General features: G+C 64.8%; 18 protein-coding genes and 1 tRNA gene. 10 read left to right on the top strand and 9 right to left on the bottom strand.

The window, feature by feature from the left end:
- Nucleotides 1–386: 386 nt before the first annotated feature.
- Complete coding sequence (locus B5G12_RS15035) at nt 387–734, top strand: transposase (RefSeq protein WP_242956051.1); 348 nt, start codon at nt 387–389, stop codon at nt 732–734.
- A gap of 71 nt (nt 735–805) precedes the next feature.
- Here B5G12_RS15035 and B5G12_RS13200 read toward each other — a convergent pair.
- Nucleotides 806–892: transfer RNA gene (locus B5G12_RS13200), tRNA-Leu, on the bottom strand.
- A 500-nt stretch (nt 893–1,392) separates the two neighbouring features.
- Here B5G12_RS13200 and B5G12_RS13195 point away from each other — a divergent pair.
- A complete protein-coding gene (locus tag B5G12_RS13195) occupies nt 1,393–1,716 on the top strand; it encodes a DUF6465 family protein (protein WP_087231116.1) in 324 nt (107 codons plus the stop codon).
- A gap of 136 nt (nt 1,717–1,852) precedes the next feature.
- On the opposite strand, the gene rbr is transcribed toward B5G12_RS13195, so the two are convergent.
- The 3 genes from rbr to rlmB all read right to left on the bottom strand — a co-directional run bounded on the left by rbr (nt 1,853) and on the right by rlmB (nt 6,195).
- Nucleotides 1,853–2,392 (bottom strand): rubrerythrin, encoded by a 540-nt coding sequence (gene rbr, locus B5G12_RS13190; protein ID WP_087231043.1) that lies wholly within the window; start codon nt 2,390–2,392, stop codon nt 1,853–1,855.
- Nucleotides 2,393–2,544: 152 nt separating this feature from the next.
- Nucleotides 2,545–5,331: a hypothetical protein gene (locus B5G12_RS13185; protein ID WP_087325362.1), complete on the bottom strand. Its 2,787-nt coding sequence runs from the start codon at nt 5,329–5,331 to the stop codon at nt 2,545–2,547.
- A 36-nt stretch (nt 5,332–5,367) separates the two neighbouring features.
- Nucleotides 5,368–6,195 carry a 23S rRNA (guanosine(2251)-2'-O)-methyltransferase RlmB gene (rlmB, locus tag B5G12_RS13180; protein WP_087325361.1) on the bottom strand — a complete coding sequence of 276 codons (828 nt, stop codon included), beginning with the start codon at nt 6,193–6,195 and terminating at the stop codon, nt 5,368–5,370.
- A 490-nt stretch (nt 6,196–6,685) separates the two neighbouring features.
- Here rlmB and B5G12_RS13175 point away from each other — a divergent pair, with 490 nt between their 5' ends.
- Together B5G12_RS13175 and fba are read left to right on the top strand one after the other, a co-directional pair.
- Nucleotides 6,686–7,555 (top strand): DNA-3-methyladenine glycosylase family protein, encoded by an 870-nt coding sequence (locus B5G12_RS13175; protein WP_242956050.1) that lies wholly within the window; start codon nt 6,686–6,688, stop codon nt 7,553–7,555.
- A 109-nt stretch (nt 7,556–7,664) separates the two neighbouring features.
- Nucleotides 7,665–8,528, top strand: a complete 864-nt coding sequence (gene fba, locus B5G12_RS13170) for a class II fructose-1,6-bisphosphate aldolase (protein WP_087231051.1) — start codon at nt 7,665–7,667, stop codon at nt 8,526–8,528.
- A gap of 108 nt (nt 8,529–8,636) precedes the next feature.
- Here fba and B5G12_RS13165 read toward each other — a convergent pair whose 3' ends face one another.
- Both B5G12_RS13165 and cysS read right to left on the bottom strand, forming a co-directional pair.
- Nucleotides 8,637–9,584, bottom strand: coding sequence for a hypothetical protein (locus B5G12_RS13165; RefSeq protein ID WP_087325360.1), 948 nt, complete (start codon nt 9,582–9,584; stop codon nt 8,637–8,639).
- Nucleotides 9,585–9,673: 89 nt separating this feature from the next.
- Entirely contained in the window at nt 9,674–11,071 is a 1,398-nt protein-coding gene (cysS, locus tag B5G12_RS13160) for a cysteine--tRNA ligase (protein ID WP_087325359.1), read from the bottom strand.
- A 169-nt stretch (nt 11,072–11,240) separates the two neighbouring features.
- Between cysS and asnA the strand changes: the two genes are divergently transcribed.
- Nucleotides 11,241–12,254: an aspartate--ammonia ligase gene (gene asnA / locus B5G12_RS13155; RefSeq protein WP_087231060.1), complete on the top strand. Its 1,014-nt coding sequence runs from the start codon at nt 11,241–11,243 to the stop codon at nt 12,252–12,254.
- A 63-nt stretch (nt 12,255–12,317) separates the two neighbouring features.
- Here asnA and B5G12_RS13150 read toward each other — a convergent pair whose 3' ends face one another.
- Genes B5G12_RS13150 through B5G12_RS13140 form a run of 3 tightly spaced genes read right to left on the bottom strand, consistent with a single transcriptional unit; the run spans nt 12,318 to nt 14,234 of the window.
- Nucleotides 12,318–12,527 (bottom strand): DUF378 domain-containing protein, encoded by a 210-nt coding sequence (locus B5G12_RS13150; protein WP_087231063.1) that lies wholly within the window; start codon nt 12,525–12,527, stop codon nt 12,318–12,320.
- Between the two features lie 55 nt (nt 12,528–12,582).
- A complete protein-coding gene (locus tag B5G12_RS13145; protein ID WP_164474869.1) occupies nt 12,583–13,944 on the bottom strand; it encodes a PFL family protein in 1,362 nt (453 codons plus the stop codon).
- A gap of 20 nt (nt 13,945–13,964) precedes the next feature.
- The gene (locus B5G12_RS13140; RefSeq protein ID WP_087231069.1) at nt 13,965–14,234 is read right to left on the bottom strand and encodes an ACT domain-containing protein; all 270 of its coding nucleotides are present in this window, start codon (nt 14,232–14,234) and stop codon (nt 13,965–13,967) included.
- Between the two features lie 237 nt (nt 14,235–14,471).
- Here B5G12_RS13140 and B5G12_RS13135 point away from each other — a divergent pair, with 237 nt between their 5' ends.
- From B5G12_RS13135 to B5G12_RS13115, 5 genes are all read left to right on the top strand, one after another.
- The gene (locus B5G12_RS13135) at nt 14,472–14,951 is read left to right on the top strand and encodes an Lrp/AsnC family transcriptional regulator (protein ID WP_087231072.1); all 480 of its coding nucleotides are present in this window, start codon (nt 14,472–14,474) and stop codon (nt 14,949–14,951) included.
- Nucleotides 14,951–16,123, top strand: coding sequence for a pyridoxal phosphate-dependent aminotransferase (locus tag B5G12_RS13130; protein WP_087231075.1), 1,173 nt, complete (start codon nt 14,951–14,953; stop codon nt 16,121–16,123). Before B5G12_RS13135 ends, B5G12_RS13130 begins: the two co-directional genes overlap by 1 nt.
- 12 nt (nt 16,124–16,135) lie before the next feature.
- On the top strand, nt 16,136–17,023 hold the full coding sequence (ispE, locus tag B5G12_RS13125) for a 4-(cytidine 5'-diphospho)-2-C-methyl-D-erythritol kinase (protein WP_087325357.1): 888 nt from the start codon (nt 16,136–16,138) through the stop codon (nt 17,021–17,023).
- A 68-nt stretch (nt 17,024–17,091) separates the two neighbouring features.
- Complete coding sequence (locus B5G12_RS13120; RefSeq protein ID WP_242956049.1) at nt 17,092–17,724, top strand: stage II sporulation protein R; 633 nt, start codon at nt 17,092–17,094, stop codon at nt 17,722–17,724.
- 49 nt (nt 17,725–17,773) lie between these two features.
- Nucleotides 17,774–18,247: a peptidoglycan-binding domain-containing protein gene (locus B5G12_RS13115; RefSeq protein WP_087325356.1), complete on the top strand. Its 474-nt coding sequence runs from the start codon at nt 17,774–17,776 to the stop codon at nt 18,245–18,247.
- The last annotated feature ends 181 nt before the right edge of the window (nt 18,248–18,428 follow it).

The raw sequence follows: 18,428 nt of genomic DNA, 5'->3' as shown, positions 1-18,428 counted from the left end.
CCGCTTTTCCAAGCACATCGAGGGCGGCTACCGGGGCTATCGGGGCGTGTATGTCCGCCCTGATTGCGCCCTCGAATAAAATTGGGGCGGGAAGTGAAAATTTCCCGCCCCACGCGCCCCCTTGCCCATAGCGGCAAAAATAAATCGCATTGTCGCCATATTTATTTTGCTTCGTCTTTTCAAAACCCGCCCCGCCTGCCCATGAACCCGCCCAAAAGGGCGCGTTCGGGGCGGGAGGGCGGCTGGGGCGCGTATTTCTGTATTCTGCACAGAAAAAATTGGGAGGCCGGCTCTGGAGTAAAGCAGGGCCGGCCTCTCGTATTCCACACTTGGGGCTTTGCAAGCTGAATTGCCCCCATGAGCCAGGCGGTGGACCGGAACAGGAGGTGGACTTGAACAAAAAGAAAAAAGTCGTCAACACTTCGATTTATCCCGATGAGGTCATCGAGCGTCTGGCCCGGTGCTTCTACCCTGCCATTTTGGAGTGCTTCAACAGCGAGGAAGGCCAGCGGGCCTTCGCCGCCTGGCAGGCGGAACAGGCCAGACCCATTGCCAAAGAAAAACAGGACGTTCCCAACGGGGAACGCCCTGTTCTACATAGCAACTGTCAACGGCTTTTTTCAGACAAGGCGCACCTTTCGGGGTGCGCCTTTCTTTTTGTCCTCCAAACAAACCGTCAACGTCTGGTCCGACCGGCCTTCTGGTACGGTTTCGGGCAGGGAACTGCTCCCTGATTCAACTCCCCGAAGAAAACGAAAAATCCGAACCTCTCTCCTATTGGAAAAAAGTTCGGATTTTGTGCTTGTGGTGCCGGTGGTGGGGGTCGAACCCACACGTGTGATTAGCACAAGGGATTTTGAGTCCCCCTCGTCTGCCATTCCGACACACCGGCTTATCGTCTACGTTATTATAGCGTATTTGACCGCCAAAATCAAGCGGAAAGTTTGTGCTTTTCTCTATTTTATTTGCAGCGGGGCTTCCAAAGCGGACAGCGGCAGGATACCCGGCTTGTTTGTGGGGCGTCCCGGGCGGACGGCGGCTTTTGCAAAGGCCGGTGGTTTCTACCCGGACGCCCCCTTTTGGGCCGCATGGCATGGGCGGGAAGGGCCTTTTTGTTTCTGTCCCGGCAAGGCGGCAGGGCGCGGCGGCGGGCCGCCTTTCATTTCCCCGCTCCGGGCGCAGCGGTCCCGACAGAGCTGCCGGAGCGGTCTGCACGCCCGGGCCCCTGCCATTTATCCGGTCATTTCTGGCGGGGACAGGGCATCTTTTTTCAAAAAAGACTTTACAAATGAACCGCAACTTTATATTATATAGATAGCTGGTTTTTATGCGATGCGGCGCCGCGGCGCTGCACCGGTTGCACCATACATCATGAAAGAAAGGTGGATGGATATGTCCGCAAAGAACGCTGCCGCATCCGTCGATGCGTCCCTGCCCGAAGCCCCGGCGCAGGATGCCCCGGCTTCCGAGCCCCGGCACAAGGCCAAAAAATCCTCCAAGCCCACTGCCCGGCGGGGCCGCCCGCCTCTTTCACCTGAGATCTACATCGAGGCCGGCGGCCGCCAGTACAATGTCACCGACATTGTCGAGCGCGCCAAGGCTGACTACCGGCTGACCCATAAGGTGGGCGTCCAGTCTTGCAGGATCTACATCAAGCCTGAAGACGGCGCAGCCTACTATGTGGTCAACAAGGTGGAGGGCAAATTGGATCTGTGAGCCTTCCGGCCACCTTCCCGCCCTGCACCGCACGCCTTCCTTCGGGAAGGCTTTTTCTTTTTTCCGTCCCCCGCACAGCAAAAAGCCCCGGCGCTTTGCGGCGCCGGGGCTCGTTTGCCCTTTGGTGGATGCTGGATCAGTAATTCTTGACCTTCAGCTCAAAGTAGCTCTGGGGATGTGCGCAGACGGGGCACTTCAGGGGAGCGGACTTGCCGATATAGGTGTAGCCGCAGTTGGAGCACTGCCAGACCTGCTGCTCCTCACGGGCAAAGACCTTGCTGTTGGCCAGGTTCTCGGCCAGGGCCAGATAGCGCTCCTCGTGCTCCTTCTCGATGCCGGCCACCATGTTGAACAGGGCTGCGATCTGGTTGAAGCCCTCCTCCTTGGCCTCGGCGGCCATGCGGGGATACATATCGGTCCACTCGCCGTGCTCGCCCTCGGCTGCCATCTTCAGGCAGGTGGCGGTATCGGGGATCTCGCCGCCGCACAGCAGCTTGAACCAGATCTTGGCGTGCTCCTTCTCGTTGGCCGCGGTCTCCTCAAAGATCTTGGCCATCTGGACATAGCCTTCCTTCTTGGCCTGGCTTGCAAAGTAGGTGTACTTGTTGCGGGCCTGGCTCTCACCAGCAAAGGCTTCCATCAGGTTTTTTTCGGTCTTGCTGCCCTTGAGTTCCATAAATCATTCTCTCCTTTGTATTGAAGATGTTGTGCGTCGCTCGGTTGCGGTTTGCTCATTCCGTATGCCCGCCGGCATACGGGCTGTGTTTGTATTATACTTCAATTCAGCGCTGATTTCAAGAGAGAACACCAAGTTTTTAAGAATTATTCTCAGTTATGCTGTTTCATGGCGGCGGCCACCATGCCCAGAGCGCTCCAGGCCGCCTGGTACATCAGCACCACCAGCAGCGACAGGGTGCCCACGCTGCCCGAATAGCTCAAAAGCAGGCCGATCAAAGCCGAGAAGCCGGTCGATACCATCTGGATGGCCACCCCTGCGCTCTCAGCCGCCTGGGCCCGCTGGGCCGCCCGCAAACCGCCGGTCAGGCTGGTAAAGCCTTTCAGATGGAGCATGCAGCAGGGTGCATCCCCCACAGCGCTGACCGCCGGGGCCAGGGCCTTGCACTGGGCCTCGTCCAGCACGGTCACCAGACCGTCGGGCAGGTGGTAGGCGGCGGCGATCTTTTCCGCTGTCAGGGAGGGGTCCTGGCAGGTGACCATCAGCCGGATGTTTTCCTTTTGCAGGATGGACAGGCACCGGGCCGCGTGCTTGCCGCCGATGTACCGCAGCACGAACATGGCGTACATATTGCCCGCCACCGCCAGATAGAGGATCTGCAGCTGGCCGTCCTGGGAATGCCGCGCCTCATAGCTGGCCTCGGGCAGGGCCACGCCCTCCTGCTCCATATAGGCCCGGGTACCGATCAGGATGCGGTTGTTGTCGCACCAGGCCGAAAAGCCCAGCCCGGTGTGCCGTTCCAGATCCTTGACCGGCGGCAGGATATCGGTGCGGTCCGCGATGATGGTGCGGAACAGCCTGCTGAGGGTATTGCAGCCCTGGTTCAGCACGCTGGCGGTATAGAGGATGGCCCGGTCGATCCGGCCGCCCTTGAAGATGCGGATATCCTCCAGCTGGGCGCTCTCCGGTGTAAACAGCTCCCCGGCGTCCACCTGGATGGTGTCGATGCCGTTCAGCTCCTCGATGCCGGCCCACCCGGGGATGACCGCCCCCAGGGCCCCGGCTGTCCGCTCGGTGCGCAGGGCGGTCAGCCCCGCGATCAGGGTGGAGGACAGCGGCGCGCCCAGGCAGAGGATGGAGGCCAGTGCGGCCGCCGCCCCATTGAGGCCCTTGCCGGTGAGCAGCATCCATACCGCGCCCACCGCCGCGCAGCCCAGCAATACCCGGGCCAGGGTCTGTACCTTTTTCTCGCCGGCCCGGGGACCAAAGCTCTGCTCCAAAAAGCTGCCGTCCCCTTCCATCGGCCTGCTCAGCAGGATCCAGGGGTCTTTTTCCTCCAGGGTAGGGGCCAGGGTGCGGATCAGGTCCTTGTCCTGGGCCCGGTAGGCCCCCTCGTGGGCCACTCCGCTGGAGGCCACCTTATAGCCGTCCCGCACCGACACCGCCAGCAGCCGGCTGCCCAGGTTGTTCAGGAACAGGGCCAGGGCCGCCGCGCCGCTCATCAGGGTCAGGGTGGTGCTCTGGTATACGTCGGGGTTGAGCATGGCCACCGCCGCCTGCACCAGGGCTGCCGCGCCGGCCAGCGCGGGCATGGTGTCGTAGGACGGGGCTTTCACCAGCCCCAGCAGGCCGTCCCGCATCGTGTTGCGAGAGACCGCCAGCGCCCCGGCCAACAGCAGCAGCACCGCCCCCATAAAGGCGGCGGGAGCCACCGCCGGGTTCAGGCCCGCCATGGGGGGCAGTATCCCCTCATAGACCAGGCCGGCCCAGATCAGGGCCAGGGCCAGGATGCCGCTGAGGGCGCAGCGCAGGTTCAGGGCTGCCACCGTGTGCTCCAAAGCCCGGGCCGCCTCCTCGGGGGTCTGGGGCAGTTCCTCCGCCGGGGCGGGCTGCTCCGGGGCAGCCGCCGGAGCTTCGGCCGGTTCCTCCTCCGGACGCTCGGGGGCGGCAGGGGCCGGCTGGGATCTGTTCTTTTTGCGCCGGCCCTTGGCCATGTGCTCCGGGGCGGCCTTCTCTTTGGCGGGAGCCGCCGGGACTTCGGGCTCCTGCCCGTCCTCCTCATGCAGCTCCAGGCTCATGGTATCATCCAAACCGGGAGGCGGCGTCTGGCCCCGCGGGGCCTCATCCTCCCCCACCCCGAAGAAGTGGAAGCCGCCCACCTGCTGGGTCACTTCCTTGTCCTCCTCGGGGGCGGGACTGGGCGCCGGGGCCGGCCGGGCCGGCTGCACCGGCTGGGGTCCCATGACCTCCAGCATATCCCGCAGCTTGGCCAGCTCTTTGTCCTCCGCATCGGGGACACGCACCGTCTTTGGGTGCGGCCTGGTCCCGGTCTTGGGCGGCGTCACCTTCAGGACCGGCGGGGCAGACCGCTCCGTTCTGGGTTTTTCCTCCGCCTTGAACGTCATGGCAGCGGGCTTTGTGTCCGCTTTGGGCGCGGGCGCGGCAGGCTTGGTCTCTGCCTTGGGCGCGGGCGCGGCGGGCTTGGCCTCCGCCTTGGGCGCGGGCGCAGCAGGTTTGGTCTCCGCTTTGGGCGCGGGCGCAGCGGGCTTGGTCTCCGCTTTGGGCGCGGGCTCCTCAGGCGGCCCCTCCAGCTGCAAAGTCAGGTCCTCCAGCAGGGGCCGGGGGGTCAGGGCAGGCCCGCCGCTCTCCTCCCGGACCGGGCCGGGGGCGCTGTCCAGCAGGATCTCCCCGGTGGGGGCGATGGGGGTCTCCGCCCAAAGGACTTCCTCCTGCTCGGGGGGGTCCTGGCTGCGGGCCTTCTCCTTTTTGGCAAAGAAGCGGGACAGCAGCCCGTGCTTGCGGTCCGGCTGCGCGGCGTGGGGGATCATCTCCTCCGGCACCTGGGCCACGCTGGTGGTGAAAAACGTCTTGAATTTTTCTTTTTGTTCCTGTTCAAGTTCCTCCCGGGTCAGTTCCCGGCGGTCGGAATCCTTAGGCATCCTTGTCCCTCCCATCCGGGGCGGCGGGGGCCCCGGTCATTGCTTTCCGGCGGCGCGCTGGGACTGGATCTCATAGAGAATGATCCCCGCCGCCACCGAGACGTTGTAGCTGTCCACGCCGGTGCCGGGGGCGGCCATATCCAGCCGCAGCACCCCGTCGCACCGCTTTTTCACCAGCTGGGACACCCCTTTGCCCTCGCTGCCCAGCACCAGGGCGATGGGCCCGGTCAGGTTGTTCCGGCGCAGGGACACCCCGTCCATGTCGGCACAGTAGACAAAAATGCCCTGCTCCTTCAGCCGGCGGATGGTCTCGCTGATGTTCACCACACGGGCCACCGGCAGCCGCTCGGCGGCGCCGGCGCTGGCCTTGATGACGGTCGGCGTCACCGATACGCCTCCCCGCTTGGGGATGATGACCCCATGGGCCCCGCACAGCAGGGCCGAGCGGATCACCGCGCCCAGGTTGTGGGGGTCTTCGATGCCGTCACTGATCACCAGGAAGGGGGGCTGGCCCTTCCTGCGGGCGGCTTCCAGCAGGTCCTCCACCTCTGCATAGGCGATCTCGCTGGCAAAGGCGGCCACTCCCTGGTGGCTCTCGGTGCCGGTCAGCTGCCGGAGTTTGGCGGGGTGCACCCGCTTGACAGCGGCGCCGGCTTCTTTAGCCAGCGCAATATAGTAGGACGCCACAGCCGGGGCCATCCCTTCAGCCAGCAGGACGCTGTCCACCCCGGCGCCGCTTTTCAGCAGCTCGGCCACCGGGTTTTTGCCGTAGACCAGACGTCCGCCGGGCTGGGTGTCCTGGTCCTGCCCGTTTTTGTCGGCCCGGGGCGCCGGGCGGAGGCTGCGCGGTCGGTTTTCTTCCATCGGTTCTGTTCCTCCCTGTGTAACGCCGCACACCGGCGGCAGAATAAGAATCCACGATAAATTATAACATAAGCCGCCCTGCATTGCCAGTAAATTGCCATTTTTTCACCCATGACCCGGCGCCCTTGTAGTATAGTCCGGGCCGCGGCGCCTCATGCAGGGAGGCAAGTTTTCAACAAATACCAGGTGTAAACGGGGGTTTTGATTTTCAACAAGTGGAAAACCCGGTGGAGAAAGTGCAAAACTCCAGTTTCAGCGCCTCTTTGTGGTGTGGAATTCAACGGTTTCCACCGGGTTTTCCACTTTTGCGCTGCGGGGCGCGGACTGTGTCCGGCTACGATTTGTATTTTTCAAGATGGAAAGCTGCCCATTTTCGCGCCCGAAATCTGGTCCTCTTTGCAAAAAATGCCCACATCCTCAGGACGGATGTGCTATACTGTTGAAAAGCCTGTGTAAAATCCAGGCAAAAAGACAAAGGAGGTCGATCTTTTTGTTGACCCTGGACGCAAACGGCCTGTGCCTGGCCCAGACGCTGGACTGCGGCCAATGTTTCCGCTGGCAGCCCCAGCCCGACGGCAGCTGGGTGGGGGTGGTGGAGGGCCGGGCGGTGCAGGCATGGCAGGAGGACGGCAGGCTCTGCCTGGCCGGCCTGGCCGGTCCCGATCCCGCCGCCGAGCCCGGGTTCTGGCGCGGGTATTTCGCGCTGGACCTGGATTACCCCGCCCTGCTGGCCCAAATGCGGGCGGCCCACAAAGGGCTGGCGGCCTGCATCGACGGCGCGCCCGGCATCCGTGTGCTGCGGCAGCCCTTTTTCGAGACCCTGATCACCTTTCTCATCAGCCAGAACAACAACATCCCCCGGATCAAAGGGATCGTGGACCGGCTGTGCCGGGGGCTGGGCCAGTCCCTGGACGGGGCGGGCCGGTTTTACGCTTTCCCCACGGCCGGGCGCCTGGCAGAGCTGGCCGAGGAGGACCTCGCGTTCCTGCGGGCGGGATGGCGCAGCGGCTACATCCTGGACGCCGCACGCCGGGCCGCCGCCGGCCGGCTGGACGAAGCCGCCCTCCGCGCTGCCCCGCTGGACCGGGCCAGGGCTTGTCTGATGGAGGTGCGGGGGGTGGGCCCCAAGGTGGCCGACTGCACCCTTTTGTATGGGCTGGGGCGCTGGGAGGCCTATCCGGTGGACGTGTGGATGCGCCGGGCGGGACAGGCTTTGTTCACGCGGCGGGTCAAGGACCCGGCCGCTTACCTGAACCGCAAGACCGGCGGCCACGCCGGCATCGCCCAGCAATACATTTTCGCCTGGGCCCGCAGCGCCGGTTTGACAGAAAAAACGCACAAAAACCCCGCTTGTGATTGATTTTACATCTTATTTCGAGTATACTGGAGAAGCAGGGGCCTGCCGTGCAGCGGCAGGCGAGCTGATTCTTTGTTTTACTCGTGTAAAATAAATGCTGGAGGTAAGAACAATGCTGGTAAATGCAACTGAAATGCTGATCAAGGCCCGGGACGGCCATTATGGCGTGCCCCAGTTCAACATCAACAACCTGGAGTGGACCAAGGCGGTCCTGACGGCCTGCCAGGAGACCAAGAGCCCCGTCATCCTGGGCGTGTCCGAGGGCGCCGGCAAGTATATGACCGGCTTCAAGACGGTGGCCGCCATGGTCAGCGCCATGGTGGATTCGATGGGCATCACCGTGCCCGTGGCCCTGCACCTGGACCATGGCACCTATGAGGGCTGCAAGGCCTGCATCGAGGCCGGCTTCTCCTCCATCATGTTCGACGGCAGCCACTATCCCATCGAGGAGAACGTCGCCAAGACCAAGGAGCTGGTGGCTCTGGCCCATGAGCACGGCATGTCCATCGAGGCCGAGGTCGGCTCCATCGGCGGCGTCGAGGACGGCGTCGTGGGCACCGGCGAGATCGCCGATCCCGCCGAGTGCGCCCGCATCACCGAGCTGGGCATCGACTTCCTGGCGGCCGGCATCGGCAACATCCACGGCGTCTACCCCGCCAACTGGAAGGGCCTGGACTTTGAGGCTCTGGACCGCATCCACAAGGCTACCAACAACATCCCCCTGGTGCTGCACGGCGGCACCGGCATCCCCGACGAGATGATCGCCAAGGCCATCAGCCTGGGCGTGTGCAAGATCAACATCAACACTGAGTGCCAGCTGGTGTTCGCTGAGGCCACCCGCAAGTACATCGAGGCCGGCAAGGATCAGCAGGGCAAGGGCTTTGACCCCCGCAAGCTGCTGGCTCCCGGCGCACAGGCCATCATCGACAAGTGCAAGGAGAAGATCGAGCTGTTCGGCTGCGCCGGCAAGGGCTGATCGCCTCCCCCACCGCATAAAGTCCTGAAAAAATACCCCGCCGCTTCCGGTCCGTACCGAAAGCGGCGGGGCTTTTTGCTGTGATCCGTTGCCAGCGGGCTCTGCCGTTCAGGCCGGCTCCGCGATGGTAAAGGTGCGGCTGATGTTCTGGGTGGTGTAGTTGCCGCCCACCACCGCCGTCTGCACATAGCGGCCCGGCTCGGTGGGCACTTCATTGCTGCTGGAGGCAAACAGGCCGTTGAACAGCCCGTCCACCCGGCGGTAGGTGTAGGTGACCACGGGGTTTTGCACCACGGCGCCGTCCACTTCCACCACTGCGGCAAAGTTGAAGTTCCGGGCCTCCTCGGCGGTCATCGTCTCGGGAGTCTCCTGGGCCCAGTACTGCCGCACGCCCTCGCTCTTCTGGGCCACCTTGAAGATGGCCAGGCCCCCGGTGTTCATATCCCCGCGGCTGAGGGTGACGGCGCCCGCCACATAGTTGCCCGCATCCACAGGCTGCTCGTCCAGATAGATGTGGGTGACAAGCCCCTCGGGCAGATAGCGGCGGATGAGGGTGAGGACGTCGTTCATCCCGTTCACCACGTCGGTCAGGGCCGGGGCGTAGTATTGCAGGATCTCCATCAGGGCGGTCAGTTCCTCGGCCACACGCAGCAGCACGGTGACGTCGTTGCCGTCGATCAGCTGCTTGAGGTAGCGGTAGAGGTTGAAGTCCCGGGTGTTGGCGGGGTCTGCCGACATCGAGGCCGGCAGGGGGATCAGCTCCAGCAGGATGCGTACCTTTTCAGGCAGCAGCAGGGTAACGAACCCTTTGGCCTGGCCGCTGATGCCAAGCACCACAGCGATGTATTGGGTGTCCTCGGGGGTGGCCCGGATGGTCACGTTCACCGGCGAGCCGTAAACGGCGTTGTCGGTGGCTTCGATCCGAATGGCCACCAGGGCGTTGTCCTCCTGCACCCCCAAAGCCTGGGGGGCAGGGGCCGCCGCCAGCGCAGGGGCTGCCGCAGTGCAGGTCATGACCACGGCCATGGCCAGGGCGGCGATCCGTTTTTTCAGCATGGATATCCCTCCTTGCAAAGTCCATTTTTGTGGGGGGCGTGCCCCGCCTTTATTGTACCGGAAAGCTGGTTTGGGGTCAATGACCGCATTCAGCTGCGGCTCAGCTGGGGGCCCTGGGCGGTATCCTTGACCGTCCAGCCCCTGGCCGCGATCTCGGCCCGCAGCGCGTCGGCGGTGGCCCAGTCTTTGGCCTTCTTGGCGGCGGCGCGCTTTTCCACCAGCTCCATCACGTCGGCGGGCACCTCGTCCTTTTTGCGGTTGTACAGCAGGCCCAGCACGCCGGCCAGCTCGTCAAAGACGGCGGCTGCCTGCTCCAGGGCCTCTTTGGTGGATGCGGCCGACAGGGTGTTGATCTCCTTGACCAGGTCAAAGAGGGCGGCCAGGGCGTCGGGGGTGTTGAGGTCGTCGTCCATGGCGGCGCAGAACTTGCGGCGGGCCTCGCCGGCCTTCTCCTTCAGGGCCTCGTCGGCGCCAAAGCTGCCCTGCCCCAGCACAAAGTCCAGGTTCTCGCGGCAGGTGTACAGGCGCTCCAGGCTGTTCTTGCAGCTCTCGATCAGCTCCACGGTGTAGTTCAGGGGCATCCGGTAGCCGGCGGTCAGCATGAAGTAGCGGATGGGCTCATAGCCGTACACCTGGGCTACGTCCCGCACGGTGAAGAAGTTGTGGAGGCTCTTGGACATCTTCTGGTTGTCCACGTTGATAAAGCCGTTGTGCATCCAGTAGCGGGCAAAGGTGCAGCCGTTGGCGCACTCGCTCTGGGCGATCTCGTTCTCATGGTGGGGGAAGATCAGGTCCTGGCCGCCGCAGTGCAGGTCGATGGTCTTGCCCAGATGGGTGCGGCTCATGGCGCTGCACTCGATGTGCCAGCCGGGACGGCCGGGGCCGTAGGGGCTGTCCCAGGCGGGCTCGCCGGGCTTGGCCGCCTTCCACACCGCAAAGTCGGCGGGGTCCTCTTTCAGGTCGTCGTCCATCTGGCTGCGCAGGGCGCGGTTGCCGCTCTCCAGATCGTCCAGGTTGAGATGGCTCAGCTTGCCGTAGCCCGCGTCGCTGCGGACCCGGAAATAGACATCCCCGTTGCGGGCCACATAGGCGTGGCCGCCGGCGATCAGGTCGGCCACGATGTCCAGGATCTGCTGGATGTGCTCGGTGGCCCGGGGCTGGACGGTGGGGGGCAGGCAGTTCAGGCCGGCCGCGTCCTTTTTGTACTCGGCCTCAAAGCGCTGGGCCACCTGCTGCATGGTGGTGCCCTCCTCCTGGGCCCGGGCGATCAGCTTGTCGTCGATGTCGGTGATGTTGGACACATAGATCACCTGGTTGCCCCGGTATTCCAGATAGCGGCGCAGGGTGTCAAAGACGATCAGGGGCCGGGCGTTGCCGATGTGGATGTAATTGTAAACGGTGGGACCGCAGACATAGATGCGGTACACCCCCGGCTGCTGGGGGACGAACTCCTCTTTTTGCCGGGTGAGGGTATTGAAAATCTGCATGGCAGCTCTCTCCTTACTTGTATTGCGCGTGACGGTTGTTTCTATTATACCGCCGCCGGGCCCCGCTTGCAACCCTGCCTCTTTACAATCCGGCTTTCTTGTGCGATAATTTATCCTGTCATGGGGCGCCGGTGCGCGGCGCCCACCGCATGAAAAAGGGGAAAGTATCATGAGCAACATCATTCTGCCTGCGGGCTACAAGCCCGCCCTCAACCTGTACGACACCCAGCGGGCCATCGGCACGGTCAAGCGGCTGTTTGCCGACACCCTGTGCGCCACGCTGAATCTGCACCGGGTGTCCGCGCCTCTGTTCCTGGAGGCCTCCACCGGCCTCAACGACGACCTGAACGGCGTGGAGCGGAAGGTGGCCTTCGATCTGCGCGACACCGGCATCACCGCCGAGGTGGTGCAGTCCCTGGCCAAGTGGAAGCGCAAGGCCCTAAAGGACTACGACTTCCATGTGGGCAAGGGCCTGTACTGCGACATGAACGCCATCCGCCGGGACGAGGAGCTGGACAACCTCCACTCGGTGTATGTAGACCAGTGGGACTGGGAGAAGGTCATCCGGGAGGAGGACCGCAACACGGACTATCTCAAGAGCGTGGTGCGGGCCATCGTGTCGGCGGTGTGCGCCACCGAGATGAACCTCCACGCCATGTTCCCCCAGCTGCAGGAGCTGCCTTTGCACAGCCCCAACGTCACCTTCCTCACCAGCCAGGAGCTGGAGGACCTGTACCCCGGCCTGACCCCCAAAGAGCGGGAGAACGCCTTCGTCAAAGAGCACGGCACCACCTTCCTGATGCAGATCGGCCACAAGCTGCGCAGCGGCAAGCCCCATGACGGCCGCGCCCCCGACTACGACGACTGGGACCTGAACGGCGATTTGCTGTTCTGGAACGATCCGCTGGCCTGCAGCTACGAGCTGAGCAGCATGGGCATCCGGGTCAGCCCCGAAAGCCTGGATCGCCAGCTGACCGAGGCCGGCTGCGACGACCGCCGCTCCCTGCCCTTCCACAAGGCGCTGCTGGCGGGCGAGCTGCCCTACACCATCGGCGGCGGCATCGGCCAGAGCCGCCTGTGCATGCTGCTCCTGGGCAGCGCCCACATCGGCGAGGTCCAGGCTTCGGTCTGGGACGCCGCCACCCGCGACGCCTGCGCCAAAGCCGGCATCCCCCTGCTGTAACGCCACAGACCTTCCATACAGAAGGGCCTGCCCTCGAAAAACGGGGGCAGGCCCTTTTTGCTTTTATCCTTCTTCGGGCGCGTCCTCGGAAAACAGCCCCGGGATGCCGCACAGGGCGGCCGCCCCCACCGCCGTAAAGACGATGCGGGACCACAGAGAGCTGCTGCCGCCCAGCAGCCAGCCCACGAAATCGAACTGGAACAGCCCCACCAGCCCCCAGTTGATGCCCCCGATGATCATCAGGCAGAGGCATATCTTGTAAAAGGTCTGCACAAAAAGACCCCCTTCCTGTGGACATTCTGCCCAGGGGGAAGGAGGGTTATGCATCTCAGTTCTTGAGGGACTGCATGGGGGCGGGCAGGCGGCCGCCGCGGTTGATGAACACCGAGGGGTCGCCCTGGTTGACCGGCATGATGGGCCCGTAGCCCAGCAGGCCGCCGAAGTCCAGCTTCTCGCCGGCCTTGCGGCCGATGGCGGGGATCACACGCACGGCGGTGGTCTTGGAGTTGACCATGCCGATGGCGGCCTCGTCGGCGATCAGGCCGCTGATCACCGAGGCGGGGGTATCCCCCGGGATGATGACCATATCGATGCCCACGCTGCACACGGCGGTCATGGCCTCCAGCTTCTCGATGGTCAGACAGCCGGTCTCGGCGGCGTGGATCATCCCCGCGTCCTCACTGACCGGGATGAAGGCGCCCGACAAGCCGCCCACATGGTTGGACGCCATGACGCCGCCCTTCTTCACGGCGTCGTTCAGCAGGGCCAGGCAGGCGGTGGTGCCGCAGCAGCCGCAGGTCTCCAGGCCCATCTCCTCCAGGATGTTGGCCACGCTGTCCCCGATGGCCGGGGTGGGCGCCAGGGAGAGGTCGATGATGCCGGCAGGCACGCCCAGCTCCCGGGAGACGAGGTTGGCCACCAGCTGGCCCACCCGCGTGATCTTGAAGGCGGTGCGCTTGACCAGGCTGGCCACCTCGTCGATGGGGGCGTCCTTGGGCAGGCGGGCCAGGGCGGCGCGGACCGCGCCGGGGCCCGAGACGCCCACATGGATCTCACAGTCGGGCTCGCCCGCGCCGTGGAAGGCGCCCGCCATAAAGGGGTTGTCCTCGGGGGCGTTGCAGAACACCACCAGCTTGGCCGCGCCGATGCACTGACGGTCTGCGGTCATCTCGGCCGTCTTGCGGATGGCCTGGCCCATCAGCTTGATGGCGTCCATGTTCAGGCCCGCCTTGGTGGCGCCTATGTTCACCGAACTGCATACGATGTCGGTCTGGGCCAGGGCACGGGGGATGGACTGGATCAGCCGCTTGTCCCCTGCCGAAAAGCCCTTGTGCACCAGGGCGGTATAGCCGCCCACAAAGTTGACCCCCACCGCCTTGCCGGCGGCGTCCAGGGTCTTGGCGAAATCCACCGGGTCGGCGTCGGGGCAGGCGCCCAGCAGCATGGCGATGGGCGTGACGCTGATCCGCTTGTTGATGATGGGGATGCCGTACTCCGTGGCGATGGACTCCACGGTGGGCACCAGCTTGGCGGCCCGGGTGGTGATCTTGCGGTAGATCTTCTCGCAGGCCCGGGCGGGGTCCGGGTCGATGCAGTCCAGCAGGCTGATGCCCATGGTCACGGTGCGGACATCCAGGTTTTCCTGGGTGAACATCTCGATGGTCTCAAGGATGTCCCCGGTATTGAACATACTCATGGCAGTCCCCTCCGTCAGATGGTGTGCATGGCGTCAAAGACTTCCTGCCGGGTCAGGGTGATCTGCATCCCCATCTCCTGGGCCAGGGCGTCGATGGACTCCCGCAGCTCCTCATGGCTGACCGTGCAGGCCGACAGATCCACCAGCATGATCATGGCGAACATCCCCTGCAGGATGCTCTGGGAGATGTCCTCGATGTTGATGCCCATCTGACTGCACAGGCCCGACACCCGTGCCACCACGCCGACGGTATCTTTGCCCACCACTGTGATAAACGCTTTCATGTTCCTTCCCTCTCTTCTTTCGGGGCACGCTTTGGCGGCGCGCCCTGCGCATGGACGGGGGCGTATGTCCCCTTTGGTCTCTTTTAGTATAGCAGATTTGCCGAATTTTGAACACTCCTTTTAGAAAAAAAGGCGAACCGCCCCCCGCCCGGCCCCAAATGCCTCAAAATCAGGTGCATTTGGCCCGGGGGTGTGCTATACTGTGTGTATTCTGTAACAGAGAAGGAGTGCAAAGATATGGAACAGCTTCTGAGATTACTGGAAAACAACGCCCGCCTGCCCCTGGAGGACATCGCCGTCATGCTGGATAAGCCGGTGGCCGAGGTGGCCGCCATGATGGACGAGGCCGCGGCCAAGGGGTACATCAAGGGCTACAAGACCCTGGTGGACTGGGAGAAGGCCGGGGTGGACATGGTAGAGGCCGTGATCGAGCTGCACGTCTCCCCCAAAAAGAGCCGCGGCTTTGACGAGATCGCCACCACCATCGCCTCCTTCGACGAGGTGGAGAGCGTGCTGCTGATGAGCGGCGGCTACGACCTGCAGCTCATCATCAAGGGCAAGACCTTCCAGGAGGTGGCCTTCTTTGTGGCCAAGCGCCTGTCCCCCCTGGACGACGTGCTGTCCACCGCCACCCACTTTGTGCTGCGCATCTACAAGCGGGAGGGCCGGCTGTACCAGCTGGATGAGATCGACGAAAGAGAGTGTACGGTACTGTGATGGACTACGATAAGCTGATCGCGCCTGCCGCGGCGGCCATGCGCCCGTCCGGCATCCGCAAATTTTTCGATCTGGCCGCCGAGATGCCCGAGTGCATCAGCCTGGGGGTGGGCGAGCCGGATTTCAAGACCCCCTGGGCCATCCGGGAGGCCGGCATCGAATCGCTGGAGATGGGCCACACCAAATACACCTCCAACGCCGGTCTGAAGGAGCTGCGGGCCGAGATCTCCCGCTACCTGGAGCGGCGGATGGACCTGCGCTACGACCCCATGCGGGAGATCCTGGTGACGGTGGGCGGCAGCGAGGCCATCGATATGTGCATCCGCACCCTGGTATCCCCCGGGGACGAGGTGATCATCCCGGAGCCCTGCTTTGTCTGCTATGAGCCCATCACCACCCTGTCCGGGGGCGTGCCGGTGCATCTGCGCTGCCGGGCCGAGGACCAGTTCCGCCTGCGGGCCGAGGACCTGCGCCGGGCCATCACCCCCCGCACCAAACTGCTCATCCTGCCCTTCCCCAACAACCCCACCGGCGCGGTGATGGAGCGGGAAGACCTGGAGGCCGTGGCCGAGGTGCTGCGGGGCACCGACGTCATGGTCCTGTCGGACGAGATCTACGCCGAGCTGACCTACGGGCTCCACCGCCATGTCTCCATCGCCTCCCTGCCCGGTATGCGGGAGCGCACGGTGGTGGTCAACGGTTTTTCCAAGACCTACGCCATGACCGGCTGGCGGCTGGGCTACGCCTGCGGACCCGAGCCCATCCTGAAGATCATGACCAAGATCCACCAGAGCGCCATCATGAGCGCCCCCACCACCAGCCAGTACGCCGCCATCGCGGCCCTGCGGGAGTGCGACAATGAGATTGAGCATATGCGCAACGAGTACAATATGCGCCGCCGCCTGGTGGTGAAGGGCTTCAACGACCTGGGCCTGACCTGCTTTGAGCCCCAGGGGGCCTTCTATACCTTCCCCTGCATCCAGTCCACCGGCATGACCAGCCAGCAGTTCTGCAACGCCCTGCTGGAGGCAAAGCACGTGGCGGTCATCCCCGGCGACGCTTTCGGCAGCTCGGGCGAGGGGTATGTCCGGGTATCCTACGCCTACTCGGTGGACCACCTGACCGAGGCCCTCAAGCGGATCCGCGCCTTCCTCCAGGAACAGGCGCAGTAAGGAGGCCCAGCCATGGCATCCCCCCTTCAAAGCGTCACCGTGCTGGCCCCCGCCAAACTCAACCTGTCTCTGGATGTGGTGGGGCTGCTGCCCGGCGGCTATCACGCCCTGGATATGGTCATGCAGGCGGTGGACCTCTACGAGCAGGTCACCATCCGCCGCAGCCAGGACCTGCTGGTGCGGGCACCCGGCAGCCGTGTGCCCACCGGCCCCAAGAACACCGCCTACAAGGCCGCCCTGGCCTTTTTCCACTACACCGGGCTTCTGGCCGGAGCCGACATCACCCTGCGCAAGGCCGTGCCGGTGCGGGCCGGCATGGGGGGCGGCTCGGCAGACGCCGCCGCCGTCCTGGTGGGACTGAACGCCCTGTACGGCGCGCGCCTGTCCATGAGCGAGCTGTGCGCCCTGGGGGCCTCCATCGGGGCCGACGTTCCCTTTGCCCTGATGGGCGGCACCTGCCGGGTGCAGGGGCTGGGCGATCTGATCCGCGCCCTGCCTCCCTGTCCCGCGTGCTGGTTTGCGGTCATCATGCCGGGGTACGGCATCTCCACCCCGGCGGCCTTTGCGGCCTATGACCAGGTGGGCAGCCCGACCCATCCCGACTGCGCCGCCCAGGAGGCAGCCATCCGCGCCGGGGATCTGGCGGGACTGTGCGCCGCCGCAGGCAACGCCCTCGAGACCTGCGCCGGCGGCGCCGACACCGCCTCGCTCAAGGAGGCCCTGCTTGCCCAGGGGGCCATGGCCGCCCTGATGACAGGCAGCGGCGCGGCTGTGTTCGGCCTGTTCGACAGCCGGCAGAAAGCCCAGGCCGCCGCCCACGCCCTGGCTGACAGGGGGCGGCAGGTCTTTGCCCTGGGCCTGGACCGGGGCGGCGCCCGCGTCATCCGGACGGGCCGGTAAAAATTGCATAAAGCCCCTGCGGCAGGCCCATACTTCGGTCAGTTCAAACCGAAAGGGGCCTGCCGCTTATGTTTTCCGCGCACAAACCAATGACCCGCACCCAGATGCTGGCCCTGTGCATCGCCCTGCTGCTGGGGCTGGGCCTGGCCGGCTGGTGGGACGCCCAGCAGCGCACCGGCGAGGCCCTGCGGACCGACACCCTGCGGCTGCACATCCGGGCCGACAGCGACTCGGTGCTGGACCAGACCTGCAAGCTGGCCGTCCGGGATGCGGTGCTGGATCTGGCCGACCGGCTGTGCCGGGATGCCGGCAGCGCCGCCGGTGCACGGGCCGTCGTGGCCGCCCACCTGCCCGACTTCCAGCTGGCCGCCCGGAACGCCCTGGCCCGGCTGGGAGCTTCGGGGCCGGTACGGGTCAGTCTGGTGAATATGTATTTCGGCACCACGCGCTACCAGGACTTTGCCCTGCCTGCGGGCCGCTACGACGCGGTGCGGGTGGACATCGGCCAGCCCGGCACCTACGGCCGGAACTGGTGGTGCGTCCTCTATCCGGGGCTGTGCAGCGCGGCCTGCGGCGGCTACGACGATCCCGCCGAGACCGATCTGGTCTGCGGGCAATACATCCTGCGGTTCCGGGCGGTGGAGCTGTGGCAGCAGCTGACCGCCCCCCGCAGCGACGATCCGCTGCTGGTGCTGCCGTGACGTCCCCGCCCGCCCCCGCATACACTGGGGCAGGAGGTGTTGTGATCCTATGTCCAAACCCGCATATGTTACCTCGTCCCAGCGCGGCTCTGCCGGGCCGGACACCGCCCTCATCCAGACCTGGCTGAACGGCGTCCGGGACCCCTGTACCTACTACGCCCCCCTCACGGTGGACGGACACTATGGCCGCAGCACCGTGAGGGCGGTGCAGGAGTTCCAGCTGCGCAGCGGCCTGGAGGCCGACGGCAAGGTGGGCCAAAAGACCTGGGATGCGCTGTACGCCCAATACGCCGCCAGCCACGACGGCAGCGAGCAGTACCCCGGCATCCCTTTGCGCAACGGCCACACCGGCGCAGCCATCCAAAGCGCCCAGGAGCAGCTGAACCGCAAGGGCGCCCAGCTGACCGTCGATGGGCACTACGGCGACAGGACCCAAAGCGCCGTGCGCAGTTTCCAGAAGGCCAACGGCCTGACCGCCGACGGTGTCATCGGCTCTGAGACCTGGGTCCGGCTGTACAGCTGAGGACCCGCAGCCCGCAGTCCAAAAGGCTGCGGGCTTTTTGGGATAATCCGCCCTGCGGCCGGGCACACTGGCACCGGAGGTGTAAGCTATGGCTTCAAACGACAAAACCACCATCCTGCCCCCTGCCGACCCCCACGGGCCGGGGGTGCAGCTGCCGCCCCCTGCGGTCCAGACCCCGCAC

The organism is Faecalibacterium sp. An58, assembly GCF_002161515.1.
Taxonomy (GTDB): Bacteria; Bacillota; Clostridia; order Oscillospirales; family Ruminococcaceae; genus Faecalibacterium; species Faecalibacterium avium.
This window is presented reverse-complemented; position numbering and strand designations above follow the sequence as displayed.